General features: G+C 69.9%; 11 protein-coding genes. 6 read left to right on the plus strand and 5 right to left on the minus strand.

Going from position 1 to position 14,398, the window contains the following annotated elements; translation table 11 throughout:
* Positions 1–109 precede the first annotated feature (109 nt).
* On the minus strand, positions 110–1,486 hold the full coding sequence (locus tag D892_RS0125300; protein ID WP_369801772.1) for a diguanylate cyclase domain-containing protein: 1,377 nt from the start codon (positions 1,484–1,486) through the stop codon (positions 110–112).
* 216 nt (positions 1,487–1,702) lie between these two features.
* Between D892_RS0125300 and D892_RS0125305 the strand changes: the two genes are divergently transcribed.
* A complete protein-coding gene (locus tag D892_RS0125305) occupies positions 1,703–2,845 on the plus strand; it encodes a beta-ketoacyl synthase N-terminal-like domain-containing protein (RefSeq protein WP_024803914.1) in 1,143 nt (380 codons plus the stop codon).
* Between the two features lie 257 nt (positions 2,846–3,102).
* Entirely contained in the window at positions 3,103–6,141 is a 3,039-nt protein-coding gene (gene uvrA, locus D892_RS0125310) for an excinuclease ABC subunit UvrA (RefSeq protein WP_024803915.1), read from the plus strand.
* 351 nt (positions 6,142–6,492) lie between these two features.
* On the opposite strand, the gene D892_RS0125320 is transcribed toward uvrA, so the two are convergent.
* The 3 genes from D892_RS0125320 to D892_RS0125330 form a co-directional block, all read right to left on the minus strand.
* A complete protein-coding gene (locus D892_RS0125320; RefSeq protein ID WP_024803916.1) occupies positions 6,493–7,815 on the minus strand; it encodes a hypothetical protein in 1,323 nt (440 codons plus the stop codon).
* The gene (locus tag D892_RS0125325) at positions 7,815–8,036 is read right to left on the minus strand and encodes a hypothetical protein (protein WP_024803917.1); all 222 of its coding nucleotides are present in this window, start codon (positions 8,034–8,036) and stop codon (positions 7,815–7,817) included. Before D892_RS0125325 ends, D892_RS0125320 begins: the two co-directional genes overlap by 1 nt.
* A gap of 145 nt (positions 8,037–8,181) precedes the next feature.
* Positions 8,182–8,568 (minus strand): DUF1844 domain-containing protein, encoded by a 387-nt coding sequence (locus D892_RS0125330; RefSeq protein ID WP_024803918.1) that lies wholly within the window; start codon positions 8,566–8,568, stop codon positions 8,182–8,184.
* 371 nt (positions 8,569–8,939) lie between these two features.
* Here D892_RS0125330 and infC point away from each other — a divergent pair, with 371 nt between their 5' ends.
* The 4 genes from infC (at position 8,940) to D892_RS0125355 (ending at position 11,496) form a co-directional block, all read left to right on the plus strand.
* Positions 8,940–9,668, plus strand: a complete 729-nt coding sequence (infC, locus tag D892_RS0125335) for a translation initiation factor IF-3 (protein WP_024803919.1) — start codon at positions 8,940–8,942, stop codon at positions 9,666–9,668.
* Between the two features lie 58 nt (positions 9,669–9,726).
* Positions 9,727–9,921, plus strand: a complete 195-nt coding sequence (gene rpmI / locus D892_RS0125340; protein WP_024803920.1) for a 50S ribosomal protein L35 — start codon at positions 9,727–9,729, stop codon at positions 9,919–9,921.
* A gap of 72 nt (positions 9,922–9,993) precedes the next feature.
* The gene (gene rplT, locus D892_RS0125345; protein WP_024803921.1) at positions 9,994–10,374 is read left to right on the plus strand and encodes a 50S ribosomal protein L20; all 381 of its coding nucleotides are present in this window, start codon (positions 9,994–9,996) and stop codon (positions 10,372–10,374) included.
* Positions 10,375–10,605: 231 nt separating this feature from the next.
* Complete coding sequence (locus D892_RS0125355) at positions 10,606–11,496, plus strand: RNA methyltransferase (protein WP_024803922.1); 891 nt, start codon at positions 10,606–10,608, stop codon at positions 11,494–11,496.
* 329 nt (positions 11,497–11,825) lie between these two features.
* On the opposite strand, the gene D892_RS0125360 is transcribed toward D892_RS0125355, so the two are convergent.
* Positions 11,826–14,234, minus strand: coding sequence for an MFS transporter (locus D892_RS0125360; RefSeq protein ID WP_232236166.1), 2,409 nt, complete (start codon positions 14,232–14,234; stop codon positions 11,826–11,828).
* Positions 14,235–14,398: the final 164 nt, after the last annotated feature.

Consider the following 14,398-nt stretch of genomic DNA (forward strand, 5'->3'; position numbering starts at 1 on the left):
CGGCCGCGCACGGGCCGCACGAAGGGAAAACCGAGTCGTCGAGTCTAGTTCGGGTTCGACCGGCTCGCCGTAATCCCAGGTGAGACACCGGACACCCGGGACGCCCGGATCAGGATGCGTGGGTATTGTTCGGCCGCCCGAAGCCGTTGCCCTCGCGGTGGCCGCCCGGCTTCGCGCGGTACATCGCCAGATCGGCATCGTGCAGGACCACCTCCGGGGTCCGGGTGTCGCCGGGGTGCAGCGGCGTGATCCCGATCGAGGCGTCGACGTGGATGCGGTGGCCGCGGGCGATGATGGGTTCGGCCATGCTCTGGCGCAGCCGGGCCACCAGGGTGTCGAGGTCGGCCGGCCGGGTGTGGCCGGACAGCAGCACCAGGAACTCGTCGCCGCCGAGCCGGCCCACCACGTCGTCGTCGCGCAGGCTGCGCTGCAGGCGCTGCGCCACGATCTGCAGCACGGTGTCGCCGATGGCGTGGCCCAGCGTGTCGTTGATGGCCTTGAACCCGTCCAGATCGATGAACAGCACCGTCGACACCGGCTGCTCCTCGCTGGTGCCCAGGGCGGCCGCCAGCCGGGCCAGCACCAGCGACCGGTTCGCCAGTCCCGTCAGCGGGTCGTGCGTGGCCTGATACTCCAATTGCCTTCGGCTGGCCCGGAATTCGGTGATGTCGTTGAACGACGAGACGGCCGGGGAGGCGGGATCGCCCGGATTGAGCAGCCGGCTCGACCCCGACAGCCAGCGGCGCTGACCGTCGGACCGGTCCACGCCGAACACGTAGCGGGTGATGGTCTCGCCCGTGGCCAGGGTGCGCGCGACCGGATGCCGGATCGGTGGCAGCGGCTGGGCGTTGGCGTCCAGCAGCGTCAGCGGCAGCGCGTCGATGCGGGTGCCGACCAGATCGTCGCCGTCGTGGCCGAAGATCCGCTTGGCGGCGGGATTGACCGATTCGATCCGGCCGTCCCGATCGATCACCACCACGCCCTCCTCCAGCTGCGACACCACGGTGGTGAAGTGCTGTTCGGCGCGGCGCTGGGCGGCCTCGGCCCGGCGCTGGGCGGTGAGGTCGTGGATGACGACCTGGTAGGCGAGGTGGTCCTGCCAGGCGGTGAGCACCGAGACCGTCTCGACGTCGACGGTCTTCTCGTCGAGGCGGATCAGGGTCATCTCGGCCGGATCGGAGGCGTCGCCGGTGGACTCCAGCCGGCCGATCCGCTCCAGCATGGCGGGCACCGACCGCGCGTCGACGAAGTCGGTCACCGGCCGGCCGATGACCTGATCGGCGGTCTCGGCAGCGAGTAGCCTTACTATTGCTGGATTGGCAAAAACGATGATGCCGCGCTCATGGACCACTACCCCGTCGGGGCTGTGCTCGACCAGGGTCCGGTACCGCTGGGCAAGCTGTTCGGCATCGACCCGGACGTCCCGGTCGTTACCCGCCTCCACCACACGTACCCCCTGATCATCGGTGACCTTTGACAATGGCACATGGGATCTTCCCAATCGGCGTGTACGAGATCACAGCGCCGACGGTATTCCGTCATCGCATTCCGGGCACGTCATCCGGTCCCGATCGGCGATCATTACTGCTACGGGTTTGCTCAGCGATGGCACAGTGTTCGCTATCCGGCCCGGGACCGGTGAAGGAGCTATGCGATGCCAGGCACCACCACTCCGCGGCCCGCGGAACAATATCAAGATCATATGACGATAGCCGGGATCGGAGTCGTCAGTGGGTACGGCTGGGGGCGCGAGGCGCTCTGGCACGGCCTGCTGAGCGGCAAGTCCGCGGCCCGGCTGTATCCAGGGTACGGCCCCGAGCGCGACGAGTACGCCTGGGTTGCCCGATTACCCGACGGCGGTGATCCGGCGATCAGCCCCAGCCGCTACGGCCGGGCGGTGCACGAGTCGGCGCGCGAGGCGATCGCCGACGCCACCGGGCGCGGCTGGCGGCCCGGGCGCACCGTCGGCCTGCTGCACGCCATCGTGCTCGGCGACGTCTACGAGTGGCGCGACTTCTACACCGTCGACCAGGGCCACCGCAGATCCCGCGACTACCTCCGACTATTACCGTCCACGCCGATCTCGGTCGTGATGCAGGAGTTCGGGTTCCACGGCCCGTCGATGAACGTGTCGGCGGCGTGCAGTTCGGCCAATGTCGCCCTGATCACCGCGAAGCTGTGGCTGGACCAGGGCTTCGCCGACGATGTGATCTGTGTGACCACCGACCTGTCGGGCAGTCCCGAGATGGTCGAGCATTTCGTGCGGATGGGCGCGGCGGTGTCGGATACCGAGCCGCTGGAGGCGTGCCGTCCGTTCCAGGAGGGGAGCCGGGGCTTCGGCTTCGGCGAGGCGTCGGTGGCGTTCGTGGCGACCCGGGCCGCCGACCGGCCCTATGTCCGGGTGCTGGGCGGGGCCATGACCAACGATGCGCACCACGTCGTCTCGGTCGAGCCGAGTCTGGCTCAGATCTACGAATGTGCCCGTCGCGCACTCGATTTCGCCGATGTGCGGCCGGCCGAGGTGACCTATTACAACGCGCACGGGCCCGGCACCGAGCAGTGCGCCGTCGCGGAGACGGCGCTGCTGCGGGAGGTGTTCGCCGATGGCCCGCTGATCTATTCGATCAAGCCGATGACGGGGCACTGCATGGGGGCGGCCGCCGGGGTCGAGGTGGCCGCGGCGGCCCTCGGCTACGAGCGCGGCGTGGTGCCGGCCCCGCCGATCGTCGCGACCGCGCATCCGCGGCTGCTGGACGGCCCGGCCCCGTTCGCGGGCGGCGTCACGGTGAAGACGTCGCTCGGTATGGGCGGGCACAATTCGGTGCTCGTGCTCGGTCCCGCCTGAGCCGCCGGCTGTCGTGTCCGGCCACGCACACCGGCCGTGCGCGGAGGGCGGCGACACGTAGTCTGGTTGGGTGCGGTCGGCCGACGGTACCGCCGGTGACCGCCGAAATCCCTGGTCCGGCGCCTCGCGTCCGCTTCGCTGCCAACTTGTCGGTGGGTGTGCTTAGCATGACGACGAGGGGCGGCGCCCGAGCCGCGGCGCTCGGGCGAGGATCCCCAAACAATTGGACGCTGAATACGATCGAGAAGGGACGGCCGGTGGCGGATCGCCTGACGGTGCGCGGAGCACGGGAGCACAACCTCAAGGGAGTGGACCTCGACCTTCCCCGCGACAGTCTCATCGTGTTCACCGGGCTGTCCGGGTCCGGCAAGTCCAGCCTGGCCTTCGACACGATCTTCGCCGAGGGCCAGCGCCGCTACGTCGAGTCGCTGTCGGCCTACGCGCGGCAGTTCCTGGGCCAGATGGACAAGCCCGATGTCGATTTCATCGAGGGCCTGTCGCCGGCGGTGTCCATCGACCAGAAGTCCACCAACCGCAACCCGCGCTCGACCGTCGGCACCATCACCGAGGTCTACGACTACCTGCGCCTGCTGTACGCGCGGGCCGGCACCCCGCACTGCCCGGTATGCGGTGAGCTGATCGCCAAGCAGACCCCGCAGCAGATCGTCGACCAGGTGCTGGACATGCCCGAGGGCACCCGCTTCCAGGTGCTGGCGCCGGTGGTGCGCACCCGCAAGGGAGAGTTCGTCGACCTGTTCGATCAGCTGAACACCCAGGGCTATTCGCGCGTCCGGGTCGACGGCGTGGTCCATTCGCTGACCGATCCGCCGAAGCTGAAGAAGCAGGAGAAGCACGACATCGAGGTCGTGGTCGACCGCCTGACCGCGAAGCCGAGCTCCAAGCAGCGGCTGACCGATTCGATCGAGACGGCGCTGCGCCTGGCCGACGGCATCGTGGTGCTGGACTTCGTCGACCGCGAGGAGCACGCGCACGACCGGGAGCGCCGCTTCTCGGAGAAGCTGGCCTGCCCCAACGGGCACCCGCTGGACATCGAGGACCTGGAACCGCGCTCGTTCTCGTTCAACTCGCCCTACGGCGCCTGCCCCGACTGCGTCGGCCTCGGCATCCGCAAGGAGGTCGACCCGGATCTGGTGGTGCCCGATCCGGACCTGAGCCTGGCGGGGGGCGCGATCGCGCCGTGGTCGCGCGGGCAGACCGCCGAGTACTTCACCCGGCTGCTGTCGGGCCTGGCCGAGGCCATCGGCTTCTCGATGGACACCCCCTGGAATCGGCTGCCCGCCAAGGCCCGCCGGGCCGTTTTGGAGGGCAGCAACGACCAGGTGCACGTGTCCTACACCAACCGGTACGGCCGCAAGCGCTCCTACTACGCCGATTTCGAGGGCGTGATGCCGTTCCTGCAGCGGCGCATGGACAACACCGAGTCCGAGCAGATGAAGGAGCACTACGAGGGGTACATGCGCGATATCCCGTGCCCGGTGTGTTCCGGGGCGCGGCTGCGGCCGGAGATCCTGGCCGTCACGCTGAACTCGGCAGAGGGCCGCCGGTCGATCGCCGAGGTGTGCGATTTCTCGATCCGCGACTGCGCGAGGTTCCTGCACTCGCTCGAACTGGGGGAGCGGGAGGCGGCGATCGCCGGGCAGGTGCTCAAGGAGATCCAGGCGCGGCTGGGCTTCCTGCTCGATGTGGGCCTGGAGTACCTGACGCTGTCGCGGGCGGCAGCCACGCTGTCCGGCGGTGAGGCGCAGCGCATCCGGCTGGCCACCCAGATCGGTTCGGGCCTGGTGGGCGTGCTGTACGTGCTGGACGAGCCGTCGATCGGCCTGCATCAGCGCGACAACCGGCGCCTGATCGAGACCCTGTCGCGGCTGCGCGATCTCGGCAACACGCTGATCGTCGTCGAGCACGACGAGGACACCATCCACGCCTCCGACTGGGTGGTCGACATCGGCCCGATGGCGGGCGAGCACGGCGGCCAGGTGGTCTACAGCGGCCCCTACAAGGGTCTGCTGGAAGATCGCAATTCGCTGACGGGCGCGTATCTTTCGGGCCGCGAGCGCATCGAGGTGCCGATGGTGCGCCGCCCGGTGAACAGGAAGAAGCAGCTCACGGTCGTCGGCGCGAACGAGCACAACCTGCGCGGCATCGATGTGAACTTCCCGCTGGGCGTGCTCACCACCGTCACGGGTGTCTCCGGCTCGGGTAAGTCCACGCTGGTGAACGACATCCTGGCGACCGTGCTGCAGAACAAGCTGAACGGCGCCCGGCAGGTGCCCGGCCGGCACACCCGGATCAACGGCCTGGACCACCTGGACAAGCTGGTGCAGGTGGACCAGTCGCCGATCGGCCGCACGCCGCGCTCCAACCCGGCCACCTATACCGGCGTCTTCGACAAGATCCGCACCCTGTTCGCGGCGACCACCGAGGCCAAGGTGCGCGGCTACCAGCCGGGCCGGTTCTCCTTCAACGTGAAGGGCGGCCGCTGCGAGGCGTGTTCGGGCGACGGCACGCTGAAGATCGAGATGAACTTCCTGCCCGATGTCTACGTCCCGTGCGAGGTATGCCACGGTGCCCGGTACAACCGCGAGACGCTCGAGGTGCACTACAAGGGCAAGACCATCGCCGAGGTGCTGGACATGCCCATCGAGGAGGCGGCCGAATTCTTCGAGCCGGTCACCTCGATCCACCGCTATCTCCGCACCCTCGTCGACGTCGGCCTGGGCTACGTCCGGCTGGGGCAGAGCGCCCCGACGCTGTCCGGTGGCGAGGCGCAGCGCGTGAAGCTGTCCGCCGAACTGCAGAAGCGCTCGACCGGGCGCACGGTCTACATCCTGGACGAGCCCACCACGGGCCTGCACTTCGAGGACATCCGCAAGCTGCTCGGCGTCGTCAACGGCCTGGTCGACAAGGGCAACACGGTGATCGTCATCGAGCACAACCTGGACGTCATCAAGACCTCCGACTGGGTGATCGACATGGGCCCCGAGGGCGGTTCGGGCGGCGGCACCGTCATCGCCCAGGGCACTCCGGAAGACGTTGCGGCCGTGCCGGAGAGCTACACCGGCCAGTTCCTGCGCGACGTGCTGGCGGTCGCACAGCAACCGGCGCCGGCGCGTGCGGAGGTCACCGCGGCGGAAAACGGCGCGACCGAGAAGCCGGCGGCGAAGAAGGCGCCGGCGAAGAAGACGACCGCGAAGAAGCCCGCGGTGAAGAAGGCGGCGGATGCCGACCCCAAGCGCGCCGCGGCGGCCCGGCGCAAGGCGGCCGCGCTGCGCTGAGGGCGCGCCGGACCGTGCGCTGCGGTCGGCGGCTCCGTGCGGCAGGGTGATCCGGATCGGCCATACCCGAACGGATCTCGCGCGCCATCGACGCCGACAGCCGGGTGCAGACCGTCGCCGAGGGCGATTCCACCGAACTGCTCGAGGTGCGGCGCCCTGGACGAGCGGGCGATGCCGACCCTGTTCTGCGCCTGCACATTCGCGGCGCGGCTCTGATCTCGGCCGCCCACGATCGCGCAGTTCCGGCGCTCGCCAGGGGTCGGAAGCGTGACAGGTGACCGCGAGCAGCGGATCTGCGGCCGGCGATCCGTCGCTCCACGACAGATACCGGCAGGGCGTACCCGCGGCGGCCTACCGGTTCCCGAAACCCCCTGCGGCAGCACCGAATTCGGTGCCGTCACCGCCGGGGCCGTGGCGGCGCATCTGGCGGCGGCGGAAGAACACCTCCTCGATCGCGACCGAGGGGACGGCGGCGCGCAGCCCGGCCAGGCGCACGTCGCCCGCGCGCTCGTCGAGGTGGCGGTGCAGGCCCGCGCGGCGTTCGGGAGGCAGTGCGGCCCAGATGGATCCGATGCGGGCCTGCACGTCGGCGTCGGCGTCGGCGACGACCTCCAGCAGCAGCGGCCACAGGGCGGCCTCGGTGGCGCGGGACGGCAGGGTGGCCACCATATCCTCGGACGCCTCGGTGAGCAGCCGCGCGATCGTGCGTCGCGTATCGACGTCGGTGCGTGCCGCCAGCTCGAACAGGCCACGCCAGCTGCTCGACCCGACCGGGCCCGCGAGAGCCGCGACCATCCCCGTCACGGTATTCCGGTCGGCGAGAACCGGATTGGCGGCCATCCGGTCGAGTGCCACCGGACTCAGGTGGGCGGTGAACGACAGCAGCTCCACCGTGACGCCCATGCGCCCGGCGTTGCTGACGAGAGTGCCGATCGACTCCGCCGACCCGATGCTGAACAGCACGTCGCCGACCGCGGTGATGATATCGGGGTCGCAGCGGCCGAAGACCGACAGCGCCGCCGACTGCAGCTCGGGCGAGCCGACCAGCACGGTGTGCACCATCCGCGGAATGCGTTGCGCCGGACCGTTCAGCAGCTGCCGCACGGTGGCGCTGATGCTCGTCGTCGAATACGCGAACGCGGCGGAGAAGATCAGCCCCTCGTCGTCGGGCACACCCTGCTCGACCGCCTCGATCAGGCTCGGCGTGGCGTACTCCAGGAACGGCCCAGCGGTGACGTAGTCGCGCCGGCGCAGAATCTCGTTGACGATGCGCACGAGCGGTCCGGGCGGCGCGTCGGCCGCCAACCGGCCGACGGTGACGGGATCCAGGTACGGCGCGCAGTCGGCCGCGTAGGAGGTACGCAGCATCGCCATCGTCTCGATGGCCTTCTTCGGGTGGTCGACGCCGACGGCGCCGGCGGCGCGGCCGGTCATCATCGGCGGCACGATCCGCTGCACCAGGGGCAGCGAGATGGTGAGCGGAATGACCGGTACCAGCCTGCTGATCCGCCGGAAGGTCTCGGTGTGCTCGTCGAACATCACGGCCGCCATTCGCTGCTGCAGTTCGTGCAGCCGGTCGGCGCCCAGGCGTTCCAGATGCGCCAGCCGGTGCGGCGAGACGTGCAGGGTGCGGGCCAGCAGAATGATCTGGGCGCGGGTGACGAGCTCGCTCATCAGCTGCCCGCGTCGCCGAACATGATTTTCCGCGTCACGCCGCGCAGCGGTTTAGGCAGGGCGCCGACCACTCCGTCGATGGCCTCGGCGAGGGCGAACCGCTCCTGTTGCCGGGCCGCGGTGAACAGGCCGAGCAGATCGGCGATCTCGCCGTCGGACAGTGGGTCCAGGGCCGCGGTCGGGCCGCGTAGCTCGTTTTCCAGGTCGGTTCTGGCCGTCATGCTGCTCCCGGATGTCGCGTCTTGACAGCTGTGGTTACCCGCAGGAACATCCGTCGAATCTAACGGGTGACAGCGGCCGATGTGGTTCGAACCGGGAATATTGTATTCGGTTGGAGCAGTGGGGGGTTCGCCGCACAGCGCGGGCTCAGTAGACCGGGCCGGTGTACTTCTCGCCGGGACCCTTGCCCGGTTCGTCGGGGTGGGCCGAGGTCTCGCGGAAGGCGCGCTGCAGCGACTGCAGTCCGTCGCGCAGCGGGCCGGCGTGCGGGCCCAGATATTCCACCGAGGCGGTGATCAGGCCGGCGAGGGCGGTGATCAGGCGGCGGGCCTCGTCGAGATCGCGGCGCGGGCTGGTCTCCGGATCGTCGTCGGCGAGGCCGAGTTTCTCGGCGGCCGAACTCATCAGCATCACGGCCGCCCGGCTGATCACCTCGACCGCGGGAATATCGGCCAGCTCGCGCACGGCCTCGTCCGGATGCCCGGAGGCCGTGTCGTTCGCGGATACGGCCTCGGCCGGCGACGCCTCACTCATGCCCGTAGCATGACACCCGAAACCGGCGCGCCTGGTCGCGGGGGCCACCGATTGGGAGTTGCGGGTAGCCGGGTGTTAAGCTGTGCTGCGACGACCGCCCCGGGCCGGTAACTGCAGCCGTGTTACGCAACCGGATCGGGGCCATAAGTGGAGCCCGACTCCCACCGTCGACCGGCACCCCGCTGGAAGTTGTCAGCGTGAGCCAGGCCCGGCGGTCCGGTCACCCATCGCGAGACGATGGGTTCCTCGTGCGGGATATCCGGCGAGGCCGATGCACCGGTAGTAGTGCGCATCGGAGACCGGTCGACATCGGGCCCCGTGGCGGTGAAATACCGCACCGGGGCTTTCGTGTTGGATATGGGGTTGCAGTTATAGCGCGCGGTCGTTGGACGACACCGCTTGACCTAGGAGGCCCCATCAGCACTGAGACCCGCATCAACGATCGCATCCGCGTGCCCGAGGTCCGGCTCATCGGACCGGGCGGCGAGCAGGTTGGGATCGTGCGTGTTGAAGATGCACTACGCGTCGCGCAGGAAGCCGACCTCGATCTGGTCGAGGTCGCGCCGGACGCGCGTCCGCCGGTCTGCAAGATCATGGACTACGGCAAGTTCAAGTACGAGACGGCGCAGAAGGCGCGCGAGTCCCGGAAGAACCAGCAGCAGACCGTGATCAAGGAGCAGAAGCTCCGCCCCAAGATCGATGACCACGACTACGCGACCAAGCGGGGCCACGTGATGCGGTTCCTCGAGGCCGGGTCGAAGGTCAAGGTGACGATCATGTTCCGCGGTCGCGAGCAGTCGCGGCCCGAGCTCGGGTTCCGGCTGCTGCAGCGGCTGGCCTCCGATGTCGCCGATCTCGGCTTCGTGGAGACCTCGGCCAAGCAGGACGGCCGGAACATGACGATGGTCCTCGCGCCGCACAAGGGTGCGAAGACCCGGGCCAAGGCGCAGCAGACGGTGTCGCAGCGGGGCACCGCGCCGGCCGGTGGCGGTTCCGCCCCGGCGGCGGTGCCGCGGCGGACGCCGGGACCCGGTTCGGAGCCCGCGTCCGGATCCGACGCGGCGCCCGCGCCGGAGGCCGAAGCGGTCATTCCGCAGTAGAACCGATACAGCACCGGCGGCAGTGCGCTGCCGCCGGCACGAGACAGATTGGGAATCCATGCCGAAGATGAAGAGCCACAGCGGCGCCTCGAAGCGATTCAAGGTGACCGGTAAGGGCAAGCTGCTGCGCCAGCAGGCGAACCGTCGTCACCTGTTCGAGCACAAGCCCTCGCGCCGGACTCGTCGTCTGGAAGGCACGGAGGATGTCGCGAAGGCCGACGTCCGTCGCGTCAAGAAGCTGCTCGGTATCTGAGCAGGATCCGCCGTCACCATCTCCCGCACCCGGGCGCCGCAGGCGCCCCTCGATTCGAACAAGGACTGACCAGTGGCACGCGTCAAGAGGGCCGTCAACGCTCAGAAGAAGCGCCGTTCCATCCTCGAGGCCTCCAAGGGCTACCGCGGGCAGCGCTCGCGGCTGTACCGCAAGGCCAAGGAGCAGCAGCTGCACTCGCTCACCTACGCCTACCGGGATCGCCGGGCGCGCAAGGGTGACTTCCGCAAGCTGTGGATCGCCCGCATCAACGCGGCGGCCCGCGCCAACGACATCACCTACAACCGGTTCATCCAGGGCCTGAAGGCCGCCGGTGTCGAGGTGGACCGCAAGAACCTCGCCGAGCTGGCGGTGTCGGATGCCGAGGCGTTCGCCGGTCTGGTCGCGGTGGCGAAGGCCGCGCTGCCCGCCGACGTCAACGCCCCCGCTGCGTGAGCCGATCGGGTCTCCCGAACTACTGCCGACGACCCGCGGAACGCTCTCCCCGGAGAGCGCGATCCGCGGGTCGTCGCGTTGTGCCGGGGGCACGGCCGTGAGCGCTGATCGCATCGGTCCGGCGAACCCCGCGAGCCGGTGCCGGGTGCCGAATGACGGGGACGTCGTACACCGATTCGGCGAACCGGTGCTTGTTGCGGGTCGGTACCACCGCACGATCGGCGACCGGCCGTGAACTCCGATCTCCTCGACTGGCGCAATCCTCGGATCGTCGCCGCCGTCAAGCTGCATCGCGCGGCGCAGCGGCGCAAGACCGGGCTGTTTCTGGCCGAGGGCGCCAATTCGGTGGCGGCGGCGCTGGATACCGGACACGTCGAGGAGTTGTACTTCTCGAACCGGGCCGCCGAACGTGAGCACGAGCTGGTGGCGAGCGCGGCCGCGCGGGGCGTGCGCACGACGCCGGTGAGCGACCGGGCGGCGGAACAGCTGGGCGAGACCGTCACCCCGCCCGGCCTGGTCGCGGTGTGCCGTCAGGTGAATGTTTCACTGGCGCAGGTGGTTTCGGCGCAACCACCGGTCGGCGCGATGTCCGGAACGGATGTGGCGGGCGGGTCGCGGGCGGGCATCGGACAGACCGGATCGGGGCCCGCGCGGTTGCTCGCGATCCCGGTGGAGATGTCCGACCCGGGCAATGCGGGCACGGTGATTCGGGTCGCGGACGCGGTGGGGGCGCAGGGTGTCGTCCTGGCCGGTGACTCGGTGGACCCGCACAACGGCAAATGCGTACGCGCCTGCGCCGGAAGCCTTTTCCATCTGCCCATCGCCCGCGAGCGCGATATCGACACGGTGCTGTCGACGGTGCGCGACGCCGGAGTCACCGTGCTGGCCACCACGGCCCGCGGCGAGGTCGATCTCGACGATGCCGACGACATCCTGCGGCGTCCGGTGGCCTGGCTGTTCGGCAACGAGGCGCACGGACTGGACCCGGCCGTCGCCGCCCGCGCCGACCACCGCGTCCGCATCCCCATCCACGGCCGCGCCGAGAGCCTGAATCTCGCTGCCGCGGCGGCCATCTGCCTCTACGCCGGCGCCCGGGTCCAGCACTCGCCGAAACGCCGGTGACAGGCCCGTCATCTCGCTGATGTGCGTCGGCGCGGTCGGTATGAGTAGGCGAGCACCACCGGCACCGAGGACGGTTCTGCCCGCAACCCCCAGCGCCGCAACGGCAGTCGGCCCGTCGTCGCGAGGGTGTTCGGCCCGCGGCGGCCATGAACGGCGCTCGGCCCGCGCAGCCTGGTGAAAGGGGGTGCGTGCGGCGGGAGTTCGCCCTGTACTACCCGATCGCGGTCGGTGTGGATCCCGTCGATTCGGAGCGAGGATTCATACCGGGATATACCACTGCGGGCCACCGGCGGCATTGCCGGTGGCCCGCAGGGTCGTTCGCCCAATCCCTAGTCGGCCGGGTGCGACAGCTCGATGTCGTGGCTCCCGGTCTCGCCGGCCTCGAGGAGGACCGTGGTCGTGGTCTCCGGGTAGCCCGTGGCGATGACCGTGTAGTCACCGTTGCCGAGGTTGCCGAACGCGTAGGTCCCCTCGGGGCCCGTGATGGTCGTGCCGACCACGCCGCCGGTAGCGTCGACGAGCGTGACCCGGGCATCGGGCAGCGGGCCGGCCGCGGTGCGGACGGTGCCGCGCAGCACCGTGCCCCGGGACAGGACGAGGTCGAGCCGGGTGGTGCCGTGGCCGCGGACCTCCGCCGAGACGGCGACGGGCTGGAACGCGGCGGCGTTCACGGCCACCGTCGCCGGACCCGGGATCAGGTCGGCCAGTTCGTATTTCCCGTCCGTGCCCGACGCGCCGGCGGCCATCACCTCACCGCGGGCGTCGGTGACGATCACCACGGCATCGGCGACCGGGGCGCCGTCGCCGTCGGCGCGCAGCGTGCCGGACAGCCCGCTCATGCCGCTCAGCCGGAAGTCGTGGTCGAGCGGCCGCCCGTCGATCGACAGCGTCGCGGCCTGCGGCTGGTATCCGTCCGAGGACGCGATGAGCACATAGGAACCCGAGTGCGGCGCGTCCAGGCCGAACCGGCCGTCGGCGTGGGCGATGGCCCGGCCGACCTGGCGTCCGGTCGGCGAGATCAGCGTCAGCGCGGCGCCGGGCAGCGGCGCGCCGTCACCGGAACGCACGAACCCGCGCACCCCGCTGCCCCCGGACTCGGTGACGTCCTCGTACACCCAGCTGTCCAGGCCGGCCTCGGCGGTCGCGATCGCGGCGACCGATTCCGTCTCCGCGGCCGGTCCGCTCGTGGTCCGCAGCGCCACCTCCTTGATGAACAGCGTCAGCAGGAACGCGACGAACGCGATCGGCGCCGAGTACAGGAAGATGTCGGCGATACCGTGCCCGTAGGCCTCCTCGACCACGGTGCGGACCGGTCCGGGCAGGGTCGCCATATCCGGAATACCGCTGCCCGACCCGCTGCCCAGGGCCTTGGCCGCGTCGGGACCCAGCCGGGCCAGACCGCTGGCGATATGGTCGCTGACCTGACTCGCCATCACCGCGCCGAGCGCCGAGACACCGACCGCGCCGCCGAGCGAGCGGAAGAAGGCGACCAGCGAACTGGCGGAGCCGAGATCCTCCGGGGCCACCTGGTTCTGCGCGCACAGCACCAGGTTCTGCATCGTCATGCCGATGCCGAGGCCCATGAACGCCATGTAGATCGCGACGAGCCAGTAGTTGGTGTCGTACCGCATCGTGCCCAGCAGGCCCAGGCCGGCGGTGATCAGGACGCCGCCGCAGACCAGCCACACCTTCCAGCGGCCGGTCCGGGTGATGATCCGGCCGGAGACGGTGGAGGCGATGAACAGGCCGCCGATCAGCGGGATCGTCATGACGCCGGACATCGTGGGCGACTTGCCGCGAGCCAGCTGGAAGTACTGGTTGAAGAAGACGGTGCCGGCGAACATCGCGACGCCGACCAGCAGCGAGACCGCCGACGCGAGCGTGATGGTCCGGTTGCGGAACAGGCGCATCGGCACGATCGGCTCGGCGGCCCGGAACTCGGCCAGCACGAACAGCACGCCCAGCACCACGGAGCCGGCCACCATCGCCGCGGTCTGCCAGGACAGCCAGTCGTACTTGCTCCCGGCGAAGCTGACCCAGATCAGCAGCAGGCAGACCGAGGTGGTGACCAGGAATGCGCCGAGCCAGTCCACCTTCACCCGGCGCCGGACGACGGGCAGGTGCAGGGTCTTCTGCAGCAGCACCAGGGCGATCAGCGCGAACGGGACGCCGACATAGAAGCACCAGCGCCAGCCCAGCCAGCTGGTATCGGTGATGACGCCGCCCAGCAGCGGGCCGCCGACGGTGGCCACGGCGAAGGTCGCGCCCAGATAGCCGCTGTAGCGGCCGCGTTCGCGCGGCGCGATCATCGCGGCCATCACGATCTGGGCCAGCGCCGACAGTCCGCCCGCGCCGATGCCCTGGACCACGCGGCAGGCGATCAGCATTCCGGCGTTCTGCGACAGTCCGGCCACGAGCGAACCCGCGACGAAGACGAGCAGGGCGATCTGGACGAGGGCCTTCTTGCTGTACAGGTCGGCCAGCTTGCCCCAGATCGGGGTGGAGGCCGTCATCGCGAGCAGGGCGGCGGCGACGACCCAGGAGTAGGCGGTCTGGCCGCCGCCGAGCGTGCCGATGATCTTCGGTAGCGCGGCGGAGACGATCGTCGAGGAGACGATCGCGGCGAACATGCCCAGCAGCAGGCCCGACAGGGCCTCCATGATCTGCCGGTGGGTCATCGGTCTGTCGTCGGCCGGCGCCTGGTCCTGCGCGGGATCTCTCGCGGTGGTGGTGGTCAACGGTCTTCTCCCCTGGTCGTTCCCCTGGATGGGCGGACGCGGTGGCCGGGCGGAGGGGCCGTCGAGGCCGGCTGCGGGACCGCGTCGAAGTTATGTGGCCGTGCCAACAAGTTGGTTGCCGCAGCTAACTATATGCCCTCGGTGCCGCCGCTGTCACGGGTGGG

Origin of the sequence: Nocardia sp. BMG51109 (assembly GCF_000526215.1) — a bacterium.
In the GTDB taxonomy this organism is placed as follows: Bacteria; Actinomycetota; Actinomycetes; order Mycobacteriales; family Mycobacteriaceae; genus Nocardia.